Origin of the sequence: Streptomyces xanthophaeus, from assembly GCF_030440515.1 — a bacterium.
GTDB lineage: Bacteria > Actinomycetota > Actinomycetes > Streptomycetales > Streptomycetaceae > Streptomyces > Streptomyces kutzneri.
Genome location: NZ_CP076543.1, coordinates 2,965,981 through 2,984,427, shown reverse-complemented (window position 1 = coordinate 2,984,427; position 18,447 = coordinate 2,965,981). Strand labels below are relative to the sequence as shown.

Sequence of the window (18,447 nt, the reverse complement as noted above, 5' to 3'; positions counted from 1 at the left end):
ATTCAGGAAGGGCTCCGCCGACCCGACAGCCTCAGCGCATCCTGTCATGGCCCTCCCGGCCGCACCCCGCCCGATCCTCTTCCGGTGACCCGCCCGCCCCGCAGGGGCAGTCGGGATGCGGGTGGACCGGCGTGGATTCCCAGTGCACGGCGGGGAGGGCAGCCTCCCAGCGGGAGGCCGTGGACGCGGGCAACTGTCCGTCGAGGAAGGCCAGCGCATGGGCCGCGGCCAGCCCGGCCACCGCCGTGGACAGCCCCAGGTCGCAGGCGGCACCTGCGCGGCGGCGGTGGGCCGAACGCCACTGCACGAGCATCCTCGGCCAGGCCGCGTCCCGGTCCACGCGGTCGCGCTCCATGCACCCTGCGCACGCCGTCGACCCCGGCAGCACCAGCGGCCCCACCAGCCCCGTCCCCTCCAACACCCCCGCGTACAGGTGCGGGATGCCCGCGGCGATCCAGTCGGCCGCGGTGTCCGGATCCGGGGCCCATGCGTGCAGGCCGTCCCGGGGCGCGACCACCACCAGGGCCAGCCCGGGCTCCGCCCCCTCGTCCTCCCCGGCCCTCGGGGTGCGCCCCGGGGCCGCCCCACGCACCAGCCTGCCCGCGGACTCGGCCCGCGGCCGGCCCACGCTCCCGGGGTCCAGCCCGCCCGGTGCCACGTCCGCCGGCTCCACCCGGCCCCCGTCGAGCACCTCCACCCGGCCCACACCGGCTCCCGCCAGGACCGCGGCGATCACGGCCCCCACCCGGCCGCTCCCGCGCACCCGCACCCGTATCGACCGGCGGGCGGCGATCCCCCGCAAGTCCCCGCCCGGCTCCCGGTGGACCAGGGACAGCGAACCGAGGTCGGGCCCCAGCCGCTCCACGGTCTCCGGATGCCCCCGCAGGGCCTGGGCCCGTGGACCGCCCGCCGTGACGTCGTCGAGCAGGCCGGCTCCCGCCAGCGTCCTGACCACCTCGTCGGCCCGGCCGTCCGGCAGCCCCATCCCCGAGGCTTCGGCCCGCAACAGCTCCATGCCCCGGGTGCCGTCGATCCGGTCGATCAGCGTGCCCGTCGCCGTGTCCACGGGGCCGAGCACCACCGCGTGGGCGGGCGTCACCCCGAACTGGACCGTCTGCAGATCCCGCCACGCCCGCGCCAGCGCCGGCTTCACCTTCGGATACATGTCCCGTCCCCCTCGATATCCCGTGCGCATGCGCACCACCCGTTTCCCGCTCTTCCGAAACAGTGCCCGCCCACCGGAATCCGTGCAGGAATTTGTCCACAGGTGCGAGGTATTAGGCATATGAGATGAAGGGAAATGGGGTTCCGGAAATCGGCCCCGAATCCCTCGTGTTCGAACCGCGGACGGGCGGGACTTCCGCCACCACGACCGGGTACCGTCGTGGCGTGTCCGCCGACCCACCGCAGCGCGCCGTCGAAGTCCGCCGGAGCGCGCGCCGCCGCAGGACCGTATCCGCCTACCGCGAGGGTGACCGTACGGTCGTGCTCATCCCTGCCCGGATGTCCGAGGCGGAGGAGCAGCGCTGGGTGGGGGTCATGCTCGACAAGCTGGCCGCCCAGGAGAGCAAACGCACCTTCGGGGACGCAGAGCTCACCGAGCGGGCCGAGCAGCTGTCAGAGCAGTACTTCGACGGCCGCGCCCGCCCCCGCACGGTCCGCTGGGTCACCAACCAGAACACCCGCTGGGGCTCCTGCACCCCCGCCGAAGGCAGCATCCGGCTCTCGCACCGGCTCCAGGGGATGCCCGAGTACGTGGTCGACTACGTGCTCCTGCACGAGCTGGCCCACCTCCTCGTACCCGGCCACGGCCCCCGCTTCTGGGAGCTGCTGGAGGCCTACCCGCGCACCGAGCGGGCCCGCGGTTACCTGGAAGGCGTGGTCGCCGCCGAGCGACTGCCGAAGGTCCCCGCCGCCCGCGAGGAATGAGCCCGCCGGCCCGCCCGCCGGCCCGCCCGCCGACCCACCCGCCGGCCCGCCCGCCGCCCCTCGTGCCGCACGCAGTGTTTTGTACCGGGTCGGTACCGGCTTGGCCGGATGTCGGCAATTGCCGTTAGCCTGAGCGCCACGCATTCACAGTCGGGATGGGGGACGGTCGTACGTATGGCCAGGGAATTCCAACGCGGCCACAAGGCCAAGATCAGTGATCTCACGGCGGGCACCGATCTGTACGTAGGCGTCCAGATCGCCGGATCCGGACTCGCCTTCGACATCAGCTGTTTCGGCCTCGACGCCAACGAGCAGCTGTCGGACGACCGTTACTTCGTCTTCTTCAATCAGCCGAAGTCTCCGGAAGAGTCCATTCAGCAACTCGGTGCGCAGTCGGGCGACACCGAATCCTTCCGGGTGACGCTGGACCGCATTCCGGCGTCCATCCACAAACTGTCCTTCACCGCCACCATCGACGGTGCCGGACAGATGTCGCAGATCGGCCCCGGCTACATCCGGATCGTGGCCGGCGGCGAAGAGGTCGTCCGGTACTCCTTCACCGGCTCGGAGTTCACCACCGAGCGGGCCGTGATGCTCGGCGACTTCTACCTGAAGGACGTGTGGCGCTTCGCCGCCGTCGGCCAGGGCTTCGACGGCGGGCTCGACGCGCTGCTGCGGAACTTCGGCGGCGAGGTCGCCGAGGACGCGCAGCCGGCGCAGCCGGCCCCGGCCGCGGCCTCGCCCGGATTCGCCCCGCCGCCCCAGGCGGCCGCACCGGCCCCGGCCTTCGGCGCCCCGGCCCCCGCCCCGCACGCCCCGCAGGCCCCGGCCCCCGCGCCGTCCTTCGGCGCGCCCGTGCCCGCGCCCGGCGCCGTCCCGCAGCCGCAGTACCAGCAGCCCCCGGCCCCGGCCCCGGTGCACGCCGCGCCCACCATGGCCGCGCCGCTCGCCCCGCCGGCCCCCGCCCCGTACGGCCAGCCGCCGCAGCCGTCCTACGGACAGGTGCCGCCGCCCGCACCGGCCCCCGCGCCCTACGGCCAGCCGCCGCAGCAGCCCTCCTACGGTCAGGTCCCCGGTCAGGTCCCCGGCCAGGTCCCCGGCCAGTTCCCGGGCCAGCAGCCCGGCTACGCCCCGCAGGGCGTACCCGCCGCCGGCGCCGGCCTCGCCGCCGCGCTCCAGCCGTACAAGGAAGCCCCCACCGGCACCCGCTGGACCCCGCAGAACCAGCAGCTCATGCGCGTCGACCTGTCGATGGGCGGCCAGGCCGTCCTCGCCCGTCAGGGCAGCATGGTCCTGTACCAGGGCAAGGTCGACTTCAGCTACAAGGGCGCGGGCTTCGCCGGCCGCATCGTCGGCAACGCCACCGGCCAGGAGATGCAGCTCATGCGCTGCACCGGCCGCGGCCAGGTCTTCCTCGCGGAGAACGGCGCCCACCTGCACGCCATCGAGCTCCAGGGCGACGGGATCTGCGTCTCCGCCGAGGCCGTCCTCGCCTTCGACGAGTCGCTCCAGCACGAGGTCCGCCGGATCGAGGGCCACGGCATCCCCGGCGGCGCCCTGTTCACCATGCAGTTCCAGGGCACCGGCACGGTCATCGTCAAGACGCACGGCGTCCCGGTGGTCCTGCCCGTCACCCCGACCACCTTCGCGGACAGCAACGCCATCGTCGCGTGGTCCTCCGCCTCGCAGGTGATCATCTCCAGCCAGGTCCGGCTGCGGCGCAACGCCTACCCCGGCCACAGCGGGGAGACCGTGAACCTCCAGTTCCGCGGTGCTCCCGGCAACTTCATCGTCGTCCAGCCGTACGAGGTCTGAGGGAGCCCGACATGAACGCAATGAACCAGCAACTCGCGGGCTTCGCCCCGACCCCCGTCACGGCCCGCATGGAGAACCACGGCCGGGCCATGCTCAAGGTCGCCATGCAGAGCGGCCAGGACCTCTTCGCCCGCACCGGCTCGATGGTCGCCTACGAGGGCTTCGTCCAGTACGAGCCCAACCCTCCGGCCGTCCGCCAGATGGCCTCGCAGTGGATCACCGGCGAAGGTGCGCCGCTGATGAAGTGCACCGGCGACGGCCTGCTCTACCTGGCCGACTACGGTGCCGACGTGGTCGTCATCAACCTCAACAACGACTCGCTCTCGGTCAACGGCACCAACCTGCTCGCCTTCGACGCGCACCTCCAGTGGGGCGTCGAGCGGGTCAAGGGTCTCGCCAAGTTCGCCGGCCAGGGCCTGTTCAACGTGCAGGTCGCGGGCACCGGGTGGGTCGCCCTGACCTCCCGGGGCACCCCGATCGTGGTCGACTGCGGCCGCGGCGAGGACGAGACGTACGTCGACCCCGACGCGCTCGTCGCCTGGTCGCCGAATCTCAAGGTCAAGGGAAAGCGCAGCTTCAAGGCCTCGTCGATGATCGGCCGGGGCAGCGGGGAGGCCTACCAGATGGCCTTCTCCGGCCAGGGCATCGTCGTCGTACAGCCCAGCGAGGACAGCACCGACCGGCTCCGGGCCCGGGGCTGAGGGGGAGCGGACACATCATGCAGAGCGCACTTTTCGCCCACGCCGAGGCGCAGTCCCAGGAGCGGTACGCCATCCAGAACCCGCAGCTGCTGCGGGTCTCGCTGACGGGCTCCGACGACGTACTCGCCCGTAAGGGCGCGATGGTCGCCTACCAGGGACTCATCGACTTCGACGGCGAGTACCAGACCACCAACCAGCGCAACGCCCGCCGCCGCACCGGCGAGGGCCTGGACCTCATGCGCTGCTCCGGGCAGGGCACGGTCTACCTGGCCAACCTGGCCCAGTACGTGCACGTCGTGGACGTGGACCAGGACGGCCTCACGGTCGACAGCAGCTACGTGCTGGCCCTGGACTCCACCCTGCACACCGAGGTCATCGCGGTGGACAGCCAGTACGGGATCTCCGGCTCGGGCAAGTACCAGCTGAACATCTCCGGCCGCGGCAAGGTCGCGCTGATGACCTCCGGCCAGCCGCTGATGATGCAGGTCACGCCCGACAAGTACGTCAATGCCGACGCGGACGCGATCGTGGCCTGGTCCACCTCCCTGCGGGTCCAGATGCAGGCCCAGACGCACTCCAGCGGAGTGTGGCGGCGGCGCGGCAACACCGGCGAGGGCTGGGAACTGAGCTTCCTCGGCACCGGCTTCGCGCTGGTGCAGCCCAGCGAGGTGCTGCCGCCGCAGAACGCCCAGCTCGGCCAGGGCGTCGCCGCGCAGTTCGGCATGGGCCAGCACGGCTCCCACGCGCAGAACCAGAACAACGCCTGGAACTGACGGTTCCCAGGCACGGCGAAGGGGCGGACCCACCAGGGACCGCCCCTTCGCCGCGTCCACGCGCGGCGCCGGTGTGCTCAGCCGCCGAGCCGGGCCAAGGTCGCCTCCAGCAGCCGTACGACGGACGTGTCGGCCACCGCCGCCACCTCCTCGTACGGGAACCAGCGCAGGTCCAGGGACTCCTCGCTGATCTCCGCCACCGCGCCGGCCGGAGCCAGCGCCGCGTACTGCACGTCCAGGTGCCAGTTGCACGGCGCCGGGATCGGATGCCGGTCCAGGCGCACCGGCCCGCCTTCGAGCAGGGTCAGCCCCGACGCGATGCCCGACTCCTCACAGGCCTCGCGCAGCGCCACGTCGGCGAGGGTCGCGTCACCCGCCTCGCAGTGGCCGCCCATCTGGAGCCACATGCCGAGCTTCTTGTGCAGGGTCAGCAGGACGCGCCCCCGCACCGGGTCGATCACCAGCGCGCTGCCCGTGACGTGCCCCGCCTCGCAGGGCTTGTAGACCCCGTCCGGGTGGGCCGCCAGGTGCTCCAGGTAGAGATCGCGCAGCTCGCTCTGGTCCTCGTGCGACTTCAGGACGAGGACCGCGTCTTCGTGCAGGCTCACTTCTTCTCGTCGCCGTCCTGCTCGCGCTTCTCGGCGGCCTCGCCGAGCATCTTGTCGATCTCGGAGAAGTCCAGCTGCTCGCGGTGCACGAACCCGTCCGGGTCGTCCAGGTCGGAGGCCGTCGGCAGCATGTCCGGGTGCTCCCACAGGCCGTCACGGCCGTCGACGCCCCGGGCGTCGGTGAGTGAGGCCCACAGCCGCGAGGCGTCCCGCAGCCGGCGCGGGCGCAGCTCCAGGCCGATCAGCGTCGCGAAGGTCTGCTCCGCCGGGCCACCCGAGGCGCGCCGCCGCCGCATGGTCTCGCGCATCGCGTCCGCCGAGGTCAGCCGGGGCTTGGCGGCCTCGTGCACCACCGCGTCGACCCAGCCCTCGACCAGCGCGAGCGCCGTCTCCAGGCGGGCCAGGGCGGCCTTCTGCTCGGGGGTGTCCTGCGGCTGGAACATGCCGCCCTGGAGCGCTTCCTGCAGCTGCTCCGGGTTGGACGGGTCCAGCTGGCCGACGACGTCCTCCAGCTTCGAGGTGTCGACCTTGATGCCGCGGGCGTAGCCCTCGACCGCGCCGAACAGGTGCGAGCGCAGCCACGGCACGTGTGCGAAGAGCCGGGCGTGGGCCGCCTCGCGCAGGGCCAGGTAGAGCCGCACCTCGTCCGAGGGCACGCCCAGGTCCTTGCCGAAGCTCTCGATGTTCAGCGGCAGCAGCGCGGCCTTCCCGGCCGGGCCCAGCGGCAGACCGATGTCCGTCGAGCCGACGACCTCGCCCGCGAGGGTGCCGACGGCCTGGCCGATCTGCTGGCCGAACATGGCGCCGCCCATGGAGCGCATCATGCCGAGCAGCGGGCCCGCCATGGCCTGCATCTCCTCGGGCAGCACGCCGCCCATGGCCGCGCCGACCCGCTCCGCGACCGGGTCCACGAGCTCCTTCCACACCGGGAGGGTCGCCTCGACCCACTCGGCGCGGCTCCAGGCCACGGCCGTGGTGGCGCCCGAGGGAAGGGAGGTCACCCCGTCCAGCCAGTGGTCGGCGAGGCGCACGGCCTCCTCGACTGCGGACTTCTCGGCGACGCCGACGCTCGTGTCCTTCACACCGTCCGCGGTGCCCTGCGCGACGGTCTGGCGGGCGATGTCCTTGGCCATGTCCCAGTTCACGGGACCGCCCTCGTAGCTCAGCATCTGGCCGAGCTGCTGGAAGGCGGCACCGAGGTCGTTCGGGTTCATCGAACCGAACATCGCGGCGAACGGGTTGTCCGCTCCGGGAGCGCCCGCCCCGCCCGGCAGACCCATGCCGGGGAACCCGAAGGGATTCGCCGGGCCGCCCTGACCGCCCTGGTTGCCCTTCTTCTTGCCATCGTCGCCGTTCTCCGGCTCCTCCGGCGGAAGGCCGAATCCGAATGGGGTGTCGCTCACGGGTTTCCTCGGCTCGTAGGGCCGCCGGCGGGAGCCGACGGGCAATGGTCCGACAACACCACCCAGCGTAGACACCGCGGCCGCATCCGGGCTCGGTGCTCCGCCGACTCCTGGGCTGCGGCAGGATGGACATCACCTGGTGGGTACGCGTCACGACGCGTCCCTACTGAAGACAACCGCTGGAGACGCCCGGTGAGTTCCCCAGATCCGCAGTTTCGCGCGATGCACGACGACGAAAACAGCTCCGAGCACGGTGACAGCGCCCCCGGCGTTCGCCAGCCGCGAAACCCGGAGGGAATCCGCCGGCGCAGCCCGGTGATCGCCGTGACCGGCGCCGCCTCGGGCGTCGGCGCGGCCCTGGTGAGCCGCCTGGCCGCCTCCGACGAGGTCAAGCAGGTCGTCGCCATCGACGAGCGGCGGGGGGACTGCGCCGCCGCGCAGTGGCACATCCTCGACGTACGGGACCCCGCCATCGCCGAGAAGCTGCGCGGCGCGGACGTCGTGGTGCACCTCGCGCTGGACCTCGACCTGGAGACCGACCCGGCCGCCCGTACGGCGTACAACGTGCGCGGCACGCAGACCGTCCTGACGGCCGCCGCCGCGGCCGGCGTGCACCGGGTCGTGCTCTGCACCTCGGCGATGGTCTACGGGGCCCTGCCGGACAACGACATCCCGCTGTCGGAGGACTCCGAGCTGCGGGCCACCGCCGAGGCGACCGGCGTCGGCGATCTGCTGGAGATCGAGCGCCTCGGCCGCCGGGCCCCGCGCGCGCACCCCGGACTGAACGTCACCGTGATCCGCCCGGCCGTCCTGGTCGGCGGCACGGACACCGCCCTGACCCGGTACTTCGAGTCCCCGCGGCTGCTCGTGGTGGCGGGATCCCGTCCCACCTGGCAGTTCTGCCACGTGGACGACCTGGTCAGCGCCCTGGAGTACGCGGCCCTGGAGAAGGTCGAGGGCGAGCTGGCCGTGGGCTGCGAGGGCTGGCTGGAGCAGGAGGAGGTCGAGGAGCTGAGCGGCATCCGCCGCATGGAGCTCCCCTCCGCGGTCGCCCTGGGAGCGGCGGCCCGGCTGCACCGGATCGGCCTGACCCCGTCCCCGGCCGGGGACCTCGCCTACACGATGCACCCGTGGGTGGTCAGCGTCAGCGGGCTGCACGCGGCGGGCTGGCGGCCGCGCTGGACCAACGAGGAGGTGCTCGCCGAGCTCCTCCAGGAGGTCTCGGGCCGCCACACGGTCGCGGGCCGCCGGCTGGGCCGCAGGGACGCCGCCACGGCCGCCGGTGCGGCCGGCGCGACGGTGGCCCTGCTGGGCGCGGCCGCCGCGGTCCGCCTGGCGCGCAAGCGGCGCGGGATCTGACCGGCCCCGGCCCCGGCGCCGCGCGCGCCGGCCGGCCGGACCGCGGGATTCCGCGGGTCCGCCCTGTAGGAGGCTCCCAAGGCGGCGTTCCCGCCCCGGGCGAATCTGCTATTTCGCCGTGTCAGCCGCTAGGGCACGATGAAGGCATGGCACCGCACTTCGACCACCCCGGTGAGCAGGCCGCTTCGGACCCGATCCGGCTGCTCCAGATCCGCGAGACCCCCCTGTCGATCGACGAGGTCTTCCAGGCCGTCGGCGACGACGCGTCGGGCGGTACGACGCTCTTCGTCGGCACGGTGCGCAACCACGACAGCGGGGCGGACGTCGACTCGCTCGGCTACTCCTGCCATCCGACCGCCGAGGCCGAGATGCGCCGCGTGGCCGAGCGCGTCGTGGCCAAGTTCCCGGTCCGCGCCCTGGCGGCCGTGCACCGCGTCGGTGACCTGGCCGTGGGCGACCTGGCCGTCGTCGTCGCCGTGTCCTGCCCGCACCGCGGCGAGGCCTTCGAGGCCGCCCGGATGCTGATCGACGACCTCAAGCACGAGGTCCCGATCTGGAAGCACCAGACGTTCAGCGACGGCACGGAGGAGTGGGTGGGCGCCTGCTGAGGCCCGGGCCGCGCAGGCCGCCGGCGCCTGCTGAACCCCCGGTCACCGAGCGCCACCCGGAAGGCGGTAGCCTCGCACCCGTTCGGCCGCGCAACACGCCCTCGATTTGCGTAACCCCCCCACGGGCACGAGCGTTGAAGCCACCAACGAAACGTACTTCGGGGTAGGGAGGCACGCCCATGGCGTCTTTGGCGTGGTTGCTGATTCCGCTGTTCGCCGCGATCGGAGCGGCGATATGGGGCAGCTGGGCGGCACGCGACCGCACACAGGGTGACATATCCGAGCTCGCGGGTTACGCGCGATTCCGGGAAGCCATGGCCAATGCCGATCAGGCCAGGGTGAAGGCCGACGCCCACTCCTCCCCGTCCACCCCCGCCGCCTCCGACGCCGTCTGAGACGCCCTCCGCCGCTCCACGCTCCGCGACCGTCCCGCTCCGGTCCGCTGCCTTCGGTGAGATTCCGCTGAGAGTTTCGCGTACGGGCCCCGTACGGACCGGCCCCGAGGGCCGCCCTCCAGGGCCGTCCCGTACTGTCGGATCCATGCCACGCCGCACCGCGACGATGCTCGCTTCCACCCTGGTGCTGTTCGCGCTGCTCTGCGCAGGGGTGTTCATCAAGGTCCCGTACTCCGAGATGAGCCCCGGCCCGACCGTGAACACGCTCGGGGACTCGCACGGCGCGCCCGTCCTCAACATCGCGGGACGCAAGACGTACCCGACCAGCGGTCACCTCAACATGACCACGGTCCGCGTCACGGGTGCGGACTACGACATGAGCCTGGTGGAAGCGGTCTACGGGTGGCTGGCCGGCGACAACATCGTCGTCCCGCACGAGAACCTCTACCCGAACGGGAAGACGGAGGCGGAGTCCACCCAGGAGAACGCCGAGGAGTTCAGCCAGTCGCAGCAGAGCGCCAAGGTGGCGGCCCTGAAGCAGCTCGGCATCCCGGTCACCGCCCGGGTGATCGTCTCCACCGTGGTCAAGGACAGCCCCTCCGAGGGCCGCCTGCACGCCGGGGACGTGGTCAAGGCCGTGGACGGCACCGCCGTCACCGCCCCCGAGGACGTGGCCAAGCTCGTCACCAAGCACAAGCCGGGTGAGCCGGTGGAGTTCACGATCGTGCCCGCCAAGGAGGCCGCCGAGGCGGCGAAGGCCGGCAACGACGACCCCGCCACCTCGAAGCTGACGATCACCGCGGGCAAGGCGGAGGGCGACGGCCACGCCATCGTCGGCATCCGGGCGGGCACCGACCACGCCTTCCCGTTCACGATCGACATCAAGCTCGCCGACGTCGGCGGCCCGAGCGCCGGGCTGATGTTCGCGCTCGGCATCGTCGACAAGCTCACCCCGGAGGACCTGACCGGCGGGAAGTTCGTCGCGGGCACCGGCACCATCGACGACGCGGGCAAGGTCGGCCCCATCGGCGGCATCCAGATGAAGACCATCGGCGCCCGCAAGGCCGGCGCCGAGTACTTCCTCACGCCCGCCGAGAACTGCGCCTCCGCCGCCTCCCACGTCCCCGACGGGCTGACCCTGGTCAAGGTGTCCACCATCGACGACGCCACGAAGGCACTGGAGAAGATCAGCAAGGGGGACACGGCCGGGCTGCCGCAGTGCACGCGCTAGCCCGGACCGCTCCTCCGTCCCCCTGACGGACAGGACCTACGAGAAGGTCGCCGCCAGGGCCTCCGCGAGGCCGGGTACCAGGCCCGCACCGGTGAGGACCTCCGTCGAGGAGTCCTTCTCGCGCAGCCGTACGGCCGACTCGCGCGATCCGTCGCGCAGCACGGCCACGGTGAGGCGCACCTCCTGCCGCTCCGGGTGCCCGGCGACCCACTTCGACAGCTGCTTGTCGTTCAGGCCCTCCGGTACGGAGGCCTCCGCGGACGGCGGCAGCATCAGGCGCTCCACCGTCAGCGCGCAGCCGACGACGGCGTCGGGCCAGGCGATGGTGCCGAGGAACTTGTCGAGCGGCGTCCCCTTCGGGACCTCGTCCTGCTCGATGGGGGTGAGGGAGGACTTGCCGGCGTCGTCCTGGTCGAGACCGAGCTGGCTCGCCAGCCGCGGCTCCTGCTTCTTGAGCCGTGCGGTGTCGACGAGGGCGAAGAGCCGCGCGGGCTTGTCCCAGCCGAGGCCGGCCGCGTACTCGTCGATCTCGAGGCAGGCTCGGGTCAGCGGACTGGCCGCCATGGGGGTGCCGGGGGAAGGCGAAAGGTTGGACATGGGCAACATCCTGCCTCCTTTCCATCGATTACCGGGAACTGAGCAAAGCCTCAGTAAGTTGCATGAGTGGGCTCTACGATCGGGGGCCCGTTCATTACCAGACTCAGCGACTTTCGAGGTGCGCACCTTGGCTTTCCAGATGCCGGACCGCGGCGGAGGCCCTTCCGGGCCACGGATGAGAGTCGGCCGCCCCTCCCGGCGGGCCCGAACTCTCCTGATGACCTTGGGCGTGCTGGCCGTCCTGGCCATGCTCTTCATCATGTTCGCGGGCTTCTGGACTGACTGGCTCTGGTTCCGCTCCGTGAAGTACTCGACCGTCTTCACCACCACCCTGTGGACCAAGATCGGCCTCTTCGCCGTCTTCGGTCTGCTGATGGCCGGTGCGGTCGGTTTCAACATCTGGCTGGCCCACCGGCTGCGGCCGCCGCTCAGCGCGATGTCGATGGAACAGCAGAGCCTCGACCGCTACCGGATGAGCATCGCCCCGTACAAGAAGTGGCTGCTCCTGGGCATCGCGGTGCTCGTCGGCCTGATCGCGGGCGCCTCGGCGGCCGGCCAGTGGAAGACCTGGCTCATGTACGTGAACGGGGTGCCCTTCGGTTCGAAGGACCCGCAGTTCCACATGGACGTGTCCTTCTACACCTTCGACCTGCCCTGGTACCGCTTCCTGCTCGGCTTCGGCTTCGCCGCGGTCGTGCTGTCGGTGATCGCCGCGGCCGTCGTGCACTACCTGTACGGCGGACTGCGCGTGACCAGCCCGGGCGCGCGGGCCACCGCCGCCGCCACCGGCCACCTGTCGGTGCTGCTCGGCCTGTTCGTCACGCTCAAGGCGGTCGCCTACTGGCTCGACCGGTACGGGCTCGCCGTGAAGTCCAGCGACTTCAAGGCCGCCGACAACTGGACGGGCCTGCGCTACGTCGACGCGAACGCCTACCTGCCGGCGAAGACGATCCTCGTGGCCATCGCCGCGATCTGCGCGGTGCTGTTCTTCGCGACGCTGTGGCGCCGCACCTGGCAGCTGCCGGTCATCGGCTTCGGCCTGATGGTGCTCTCGGCGATCCTGATCGGCGGGCTCTACCCGGCGATCGTGCAGAAGTTCCAGGTCCAGCCGAACGAGCAGGCCAAGGAATCCCCGTACGTCCAGAAGAACATCAAGGCCACGCGCGACGCCTACGGCATCGCCGGCTCGGAGGTCACGGACTACCCGGGCGTCCCGCAGACGGAGGACCGGGGCAAGCTGCGCCCGCAGGCCGACACCACGGCCAGCATCCGCATCCTCGACCCGAACATCGTCTCGCCGGCCTTCCAGCAGCTCCAGCAGGTCAAGGGCTACTACGCCTTCCCGTCCACGCTCGCCGTGGACCGGTACAGCGGCCAGGACACGGTCATCGGGCTGCGCGAGCTGAACATCGGCGGCATCCCGAAGAACAACTGGATCAACGACCACTTCAAGTACACGCACGGTTACGGCGTGGTCGCGGCCAAGGGCACCACCGTGAAGGAGGGCGCTCCCGACTTCACCCAGTCCGACCTGCCCTCCAAGGGCGTGTTCGGCACTGACTTCGAGCAGCGCGTCTACTACGGCGAGCAGACGAAGCAGTACTCGATCGTCGGCGGTCCGCAGAAGGAGCTCGACTACTCGGACGACAAGGGCGAGAAGGAGACGAGCTACAAGGGCGACTCCGGCGTCAATCTCGACAACCCGGTCAACCGGGCCGCGTACGCGCTCACGTTCAACGAGCCGCAGATCCTCTACTCGGGCGCCATCGGCGACGGCTCGCGGATCCTGTACAACCGCACGCCCAAGCAGCGCGTCGAGGCCGTCGCCCCGTGGCTGACCATCGACGGCGCGCCCTACCCGGCCGTGATCGACGGCCGGATCAAGTGGATCGTCGACGCGTACACGACCACCAACGGCTACCCGTACGCCTCGCGCACCACCCTGGGCCAGAGCACCGCGGACTCGCTGACCAACAGCCAGCGCGCGGTGGTCGCCCAGGAGAACCAGGTCAACTACATCCGCAACTCGGTGAAGGCCACCGTCGACGCGTACGACGGCTCGGTCGACCTGTACCAGTGGGACACCCAGGACCCGGTCCTGAAGACCTGGATGAAGGCGTTCCCGGGCACGGTGAAGCCCAAGGCCGACATCGCCAAGCCGCTCATGGAACACCTGCGGTACCCGCAGGACCTCTTCAAGGTCCAGCGCGAACTGCTGACCCGGTACCACGTCACCGACCCGCAGACCTTCCTCAGCGGCAGTGAGGCGTGGGCGGTCCCGGACGACCCGACGACCAAGGCCGGTACGGCCGTTCCGCCGTACTACCTGTCGATGAAGATGCCGGGCCAGAAGGAGAAGGACCAGGTCTTCTCGCTCACCACGACGTTCACGCCGAACGAGCGGCCCAACCTGAGTGCCTTCATGGCGGTCAACGCCGATCCGGGCACCCCGGACTACGGCAAGATCCGCATTCTGAAGATGCCGACCAGCAAGCCGCCGGACGGCCCCGGTCAGGTGCAGAGCAAGTTCCAGTCGGAACCGAAGATCGCCGAATCCATCCGCCTGCTGCGCGGCGGCGACTCGGAGATCGAGTACGGCAACCTGCTCGCGGTGCCGCTCGACGGCGGGATGCTCTACGTCGAGCCGGTCTACGTCCGCAGCTCCGGCCTGAAGTACCCGCTGCTGCGCAAGGTGCTCGTGACCTACGGCAACCAGACGGCCTTCGAGGACACCCTGGAGAAGGCGCTGAACGTGGTCTTCGGGGCCGAGGCGCCGACCGTTCCGGTACCGCCGGAGCAGCCGCCGGGCGAGGGCACCGTCACACCGCCGACCATCCAGGACCCGACGGTGAAGGCGGCGCTCGCCGACGCGCAGAAGGCCATCGAGGATGCCGAGAAGGCCCGGCAGGCCGGTGACTGGGCGGCCTTCGGCAAGGCCCAGGACGAGATCAAGGCCGCGCTGAAGCGGGCGATCGAGGCCGAGGCGAAGCTGACCGCGCCCACCCCGGCCGGCCAGTGATCAATGGGTAATGGTTCCACCCCGCGTCGTGATACTGTGGTTTCACCGACGCGGGGTGGAGCAGCTCGGTAGCTCGCTGGGCTCATAACCCAGAGGTCGCAGGTTCAAATCCTGTCCCCGCTACTGAAGATGAAGGCCCGGATCCATGGGATCCGGGCCTTCGTCATGTCCGGGGAGGACACGCGGTAGCCGGGGAGGGTGACTTGTGGGTGGAGCGTGTTTGACTTACCTCACTGTGGGCATGTCGACAAAACGCTGTAGTGACCTCACTGGCTGCGACATACCAGGTGTACGCGGGTAGCAGGTGATGCGACGATGGGATTTATGGGGGACAGGTCAACTCTGCTGGAGACAGGGCGGTTTGTGAGGGCGGAGTCCGGGACGGACACAGAGGCCGAGGGGGCGGCTCCGGTCGCCGACGCGCAGACCGCACTGACCGATGCGGACTTCTTGGACAAGCACAGCGCGGAGGAGATGTTCGCCGAGACCGACGCGGCGAGCGACGCCGAGCTGGAAGCACGGCACCGGGTGGCCGCCGACAAGGGCGACCCCGGCGCCATGAGCGTGCTCGGCGCGCTGCTGCTGCGCCGCGGCGACCTCGACGGCGCCGAACCTTACCTGCGCGGAGCCACCGGCGCAGGGGACCGCGCCGCCGCGAACAACCTCGGCGTGCTGCTCCACCAGCGGGGCTACCCCGAGGACGCGGCCGGCTGGTGGCGGGTCGCCGCCGTCGCCGGGTCCGCCCCCGCCGCGCACGCCCTCGGCCGCTACTTCCGCGAGCGCGGGGACGAGCCCGCCGCCGAGTACTGGATGCGGCAGGCGGCCGAGTCCGGCCACGCGCTGGGCGCGTACGGGCTGGCCGACCTGCTGGAGCACCGCGGGGACAAGGGCGTCGAGCGGTGGTTCCGCGCCGCCGCCGAACAGGGGCACCGCGAAGCCGCGTACCGGCTGGCCAGGCACCTGCGCAAGGGCGACCCCACCGAGGCCGAGCAGTGGTACCGGCAGGCGGCCGCGCGCGGGCACCGGCGCGCCGCCCTGCACCTGGGCGCCCTGCTGGAGGCGCGCGGCGAGCTCAAGGAGGCCGGGCGCTGGTACCTGACCTCCGCCAAGCAGGGGGAGGCCCGGGCGGCGTGCGCGCTCGGCTTCCTGCTGCGCGACGCCGGCGACGAGGAGAGCGCCGCCGTGTGGTGGCACCGGGCGGCGCAGGACGGCGACGGCAACGCCGCCAACGCGCTGGGCGCGCTGCACGCCGCACGCGGCGAGACCCAGACCGCGGAGCGCTGGTACCGGACCGCCATGGACGCGGGCGACCAGAACGGGGCGTACAACCTTGCTCTGCTGTGCGTCGCACAGGACCGGACCGCGCAGGCCGAGCAGTGGTACCGGCGGGCCGCCTACGCCGGGCACCGCGAGGCGGCCAACGCGCTGGCGATCATGCTGCTCCAGGTCGGGGACGCGGCGGGCGCCGAGCCCTGGTTCTCGAAGGCGGCCGAGGCGGGCAGCGTCGACGCCGCGTTCAACCTCGGGATCCTGTTCGCCAGCCGCGACGAGGACCGGACGGCGCTCAAGTGGTACGAGCGGGCAGCGTCGGCCGGTCACACCGACGCGGCGCTGCAGGTCGGCATCGCGCTGGTCCGGGACGGCGAGGACCGCGCGGCCGAGCGGCACCTGCGCTGCGCGGCGGGCGGCGGCAGCGCGGAAGCGGCGTTCCGCCTGGCCGCGCTGCTGGAGTCGCTGGCCCCGCCGCCGGAGCCGGTGGCCCTGGGTGAGCCCGTGGGCGGCGCCCCGCGCACGGAGAGCGAGGAGTGGTACGAGCGGGCCGCCGAGCTGGGGCACCGCCGGGCCCAGGTGCGGGTCGGCATGCTGGCCGCCGCCCGCGGCGACCTGGCCGTCGCCGCACGCTGGTACCGGGAGGCGGCCGAGGCCGGCTCCCGCAACGGCGCCTTCAACCTCGGGCTGCTGCTGGCCCGCGAGGGGAGCGAGCCGGAGGCCGCCCTGTGGTGGACCCGTGCGGCGGTGGCGGGCCACGGCCGCGCCGCCCTGCGCCTCGGCCTGCTCGCGGCCCGCCACGGGGACCTCGCGGAGGGTCAGAAGTGGTGCGTGCGCGCCATGGAACTGGGCCCGGCCGAGGTCTCGGAACGCGCGGCCCGGCTCCGCGAGGCCCTGGCCGAGGAACTCTCGGCCTGAGCCCCGGCGGGGCGCCCGCTCCGGCTCCTAGCGGTAGAGCCAGGAGGTGGAGCGGGCGTAGACGTGCCGGAAGGCGATCGGCATCAGCAGGTCGTTGACCCGGCGCCGCACCGTGCCCGGGGTCTTCGCGTCGCGGTTCGTCGCCGCGGCCCGGGTCATCCGGGCCACCCGAGGGCGGCGCAGCCGGGTGTACTCGGCCAGGGCCGCCTCCACGCCCGGAACCGACGCGACGCACCGGGCCAGGGCCACCGCGTCCTCGATCGCCATCGACGCGCCCTGCCCGGCCCCGACCGGGTGGGCCGCGTCGCCGATCAGGACGGTGCGCCCGTCGTGCCAGACGGGCACGTCCGCCAGCCGGTGCATCGGCATCGGCCGGTCGACGCGGGTGGCCGCCCGGATCAGGGACAGCGGCAGCTCCTCCTTGCCGTACAGCTCCGCCAGCAGGGCCTGGGTGACTTCCGCCGGCTCCGGGGGCTCCGGGGCCGGCACCTGGGCCGACCACCAGACCGTTCCGTCCGCCGCCGGGACACACAGGAACGCCCCCCGCCGGCCGAAGACGAAGTGGTAGGTGCCAGGGGTGAGGTGCACGCCTTCGGAGACCCCCGACACGCAGTAGAGCCCCGCGTACCGCACCTGCGGCGCCGCCGGGTCCAGCGCCGAGCGGGTGGCGGACCAGATGCCGTCGGCCGCCACCACCAGGTCCGCGTCCAGGTCCGCCGGGCCCACCCGCCGCCCCGTCTCGATCCGGGCTCCGGCCCGGACCGCCTCGGTGCGCAGCACCTCCACCAGCCGCCCGCGCAGCAGCGTCGTGCTGTGCAGGCTGTCCGAGGAGAGCCGGCCGCGCGGCACCTCCCCGAGGAGCTTGCCCGAGGAGGACCACATCCGCTGCCAGGCGACCGGGAACCCGGCGGCCTGGACCTCGGCGAGGCAGCCCAGCTCGTCCAGCCCCCGCAGCCCGTTGACGGCGAGGCTGAGGTACGACCCCACCTGTCCGGCCGGATCCTCGTACGCCTCGTGGACCGTGACCTCCGCGCCGGTCGCGCGGCGCAGGGCGATCGCGCTCGCCGCTCCGGCGACTCCGCCCCCGATGACTGACACACGCATGCCCGACCCCTTTCGCTGAATGCACATTCACTGAATATCGATTCGGTGAAACTCGGTTCAGTATGATGAGGCCGAGAAGACGGCGTCAAGTGGGAACGGGGATCGCGGTGGGTGTGCGCAAGGAGCGGGCGGCCGGCACGGAGGCGGCACTCAAGGAGGCGGCGCGGGTGCTCTTCCTGGAGCGCGGCTACGTACAGACGAAGATCACCGACATCACCAAGGCCGCCGGCCGGTCCACCGGGTCCTTCTACGAGCACTTCGCGGGCAAGGACGAGCTGCTGGACGCGCTGCTCGCGGACATGGGGGCCCAGGTGGATGCGGCGGTCGGTGCCGACGATCACCCCCGCGAGCACGACCTCGCCGACCGGGCGCAGCTGCGGACGCATGTGGCGGTCACCTGGGACGCCTTCCGGGACCATCTGCCCGTCGTCGTCGCCCTCTTCCAGAAGTCCATGGCCGAACCGCCCGGCTCGGGGCGGGTCTGGGGGCGCCTCGTCGAGGACACCGCGCCCCTGCGCGAGCACCTCGCGTACATGCGCGAACAGGGCCATGAGCTGCCCGGAGACCCCGAACTGGTCGCCGCGGCGATGGGGGCGATGATCTCGATGCTGGGGTACGCCGCCATGACCGGCGGGGCCGGGCTCGACGACGACGAGGTGGTGGAGATGCTGACCTCGCTCCTGCACCGGGGGCTGGCCGGTTAACCGATTTGCATCTG

Annotated in this window: 16 protein-coding genes and 1 tRNA gene; 12 read left to right on the top strand and 5 right to left on the bottom strand. The window is 71.9% G+C overall.

Annotation, left to right across the window (positions count from 1 at the left end; genetic code table 11):
• Positions 1–31: 31 nt before the first annotated feature.
• On the bottom strand, positions 32–1,165 hold the full coding sequence (locus tag KO717_RS12705) for a ThiF family adenylyltransferase (protein ID WP_301366587.1): 1,134 nt from the start codon (positions 1,163–1,165) through the stop codon (positions 32–34).
• 125 nt (positions 1,166–1,290) lie between these two features.
• On the opposite strand from KO717_RS12705, the gene KO717_RS12700 reads away from it, so the two are divergent.
• From KO717_RS12700 to KO717_RS12685, 4 genes are all read left to right on the top strand, one after another.
• The gene (locus KO717_RS12700; protein ID WP_437184500.1) at positions 1,291–1,929 is read left to right on the top strand and encodes a M48 metallopeptidase family protein; all 639 of its coding nucleotides are present in this window, start codon (positions 1,291–1,293) and stop codon (positions 1,927–1,929) included.
• Between the two features lie 174 nt (positions 1,930–2,103).
• Positions 2,104–3,744, top strand: a complete 1,641-nt coding sequence (locus KO717_RS12695; RefSeq protein WP_301366584.1) for a TerD family protein — start codon at positions 2,104–2,106, stop codon at positions 3,742–3,744.
• A gap of 20 nt (positions 3,745–3,764) precedes the next feature.
• Positions 3,765–4,445, top strand: a complete 681-nt coding sequence (locus tag KO717_RS12690) for an AIM24 family protein (RefSeq protein ID WP_266384777.1) — start codon at positions 3,765–3,767, stop codon at positions 4,443–4,445.
• A 17-nt stretch (positions 4,446–4,462) separates the two neighbouring features.
• The gene (locus KO717_RS12685; protein ID WP_301366582.1) at positions 4,463–5,218 is read left to right on the top strand and encodes an AIM24 family protein; all 756 of its coding nucleotides are present in this window, start codon (positions 4,463–4,465) and stop codon (positions 5,216–5,218) included.
• Between the two features lie 77 nt (positions 5,219–5,295).
• Here KO717_RS12685 and KO717_RS12680 read toward each other — a convergent pair whose 3' ends face one another.
• A complete protein-coding gene (locus KO717_RS12680; RefSeq protein ID WP_301366580.1) occupies positions 5,296–5,826 on the bottom strand; it encodes an NUDIX hydrolase in 531 nt (176 codons plus the stop codon).
• Positions 5,823–7,229 (bottom strand): zinc-dependent metalloprotease, encoded by a 1,407-nt coding sequence (locus tag KO717_RS12675; protein WP_266604695.1) that lies wholly within the window; start codon positions 7,227–7,229, stop codon positions 5,823–5,825. Before KO717_RS12675 ends, KO717_RS12680 begins: the two co-directional genes overlap by 4 nt.
• A gap of 192 nt (positions 7,230–7,421) precedes the next feature.
• Here KO717_RS12675 and KO717_RS12670 point away from each other — a divergent pair, with 192 nt between their 5' ends.
• From KO717_RS12670 to KO717_RS12655, 4 genes are all read left to right on the top strand, one after another.
• Positions 7,422–8,588, top strand: coding sequence for an SDR family oxidoreductase (locus tag KO717_RS12670; protein WP_301366578.1), 1,167 nt, complete (start codon positions 7,422–7,424; stop codon positions 8,586–8,588).
• A 146-nt stretch (positions 8,589–8,734) separates the two neighbouring features.
• Positions 8,735–9,196 carry a molybdenum cofactor biosynthesis protein MoaE gene (locus tag KO717_RS12665; protein WP_301366576.1) on the top strand — a complete coding sequence of 154 codons (462 nt, stop codon included), beginning with the start codon at positions 8,735–8,737 and terminating at the stop codon, positions 9,194–9,196.
• A 179-nt stretch (positions 9,197–9,375) separates the two neighbouring features.
• On the top strand, positions 9,376–9,591 hold the full coding sequence (locus tag KO717_RS12660; RefSeq protein WP_301366575.1) for a hypothetical protein: 216 nt from the start codon (positions 9,376–9,378) through the stop codon (positions 9,589–9,591).
• Positions 9,592–9,736: 145 nt separating this feature from the next.
• Entirely contained in the window at positions 9,737–10,822 is a 1,086-nt protein-coding gene (locus KO717_RS12655; RefSeq protein ID WP_301366574.1) for a YlbL family protein, read from the top strand.
• 36 nt (positions 10,823–10,858) lie between these two features.
• Here the strand turns inward: KO717_RS12655 and KO717_RS12650 are convergent, their stop codons facing one another.
• Positions 10,859–11,428 carry a PPA1309 family protein gene (locus KO717_RS12650; RefSeq protein WP_030385939.1) on the bottom strand — a complete coding sequence of 190 codons (570 nt, stop codon included), beginning with the start codon at positions 11,426–11,428 and terminating at the stop codon, positions 10,859–10,861.
• 130 nt (positions 11,429–11,558) lie between these two features.
• On the opposite strand from KO717_RS12650, the gene KO717_RS12645 reads away from it, so the two are divergent.
• The 3 genes from KO717_RS12645 to KO717_RS12635 all read left to right on the top strand — a co-directional run bounded on the left by KO717_RS12645 (position 11,559) and on the right by KO717_RS12635 (position 16,625).
• Complete coding sequence (locus KO717_RS12645; protein WP_301374493.1) at positions 11,559–14,438, top strand: UPF0182 family membrane protein; 2,880 nt, start codon at positions 11,559–11,561, stop codon at positions 14,436–14,438.
• A 49-nt stretch (positions 14,439–14,487) separates the two neighbouring features.
• Positions 14,488–14,561: transfer RNA gene (locus KO717_RS12640), tRNA-Met, on the top strand.
• Between the two features lie 201 nt (positions 14,562–14,762).
• Positions 14,763–16,625, top strand: a complete 1,863-nt coding sequence (locus KO717_RS12635) for a tetratricopeptide repeat protein (RefSeq protein ID WP_437184499.1) — start codon at positions 14,763–14,765, stop codon at positions 16,623–16,625.
• A 27-nt stretch (positions 16,626–16,652) separates the two neighbouring features.
• On the opposite strand, the gene KO717_RS12630 is transcribed toward KO717_RS12635, so the two are convergent.
• The gene (locus tag KO717_RS12630) at positions 16,653–17,729 is read right to left on the bottom strand and encodes an NAD(P)/FAD-dependent oxidoreductase (RefSeq protein ID WP_301366572.1); all 1,077 of its coding nucleotides are present in this window, start codon (positions 17,727–17,729) and stop codon (positions 16,653–16,655) included.
• Positions 17,730–17,818: 89 nt separating this feature from the next.
• Here KO717_RS12630 and KO717_RS12625 point away from each other — a divergent pair, with 89 nt between their 5' ends.
• Entirely contained in the window at positions 17,819–18,433 is a 615-nt protein-coding gene (locus KO717_RS12625; RefSeq protein WP_301366570.1) for a TetR/AcrR family transcriptional regulator, read from the top strand.
• Positions 18,434–18,447 lie beyond the last annotated feature (14 nt).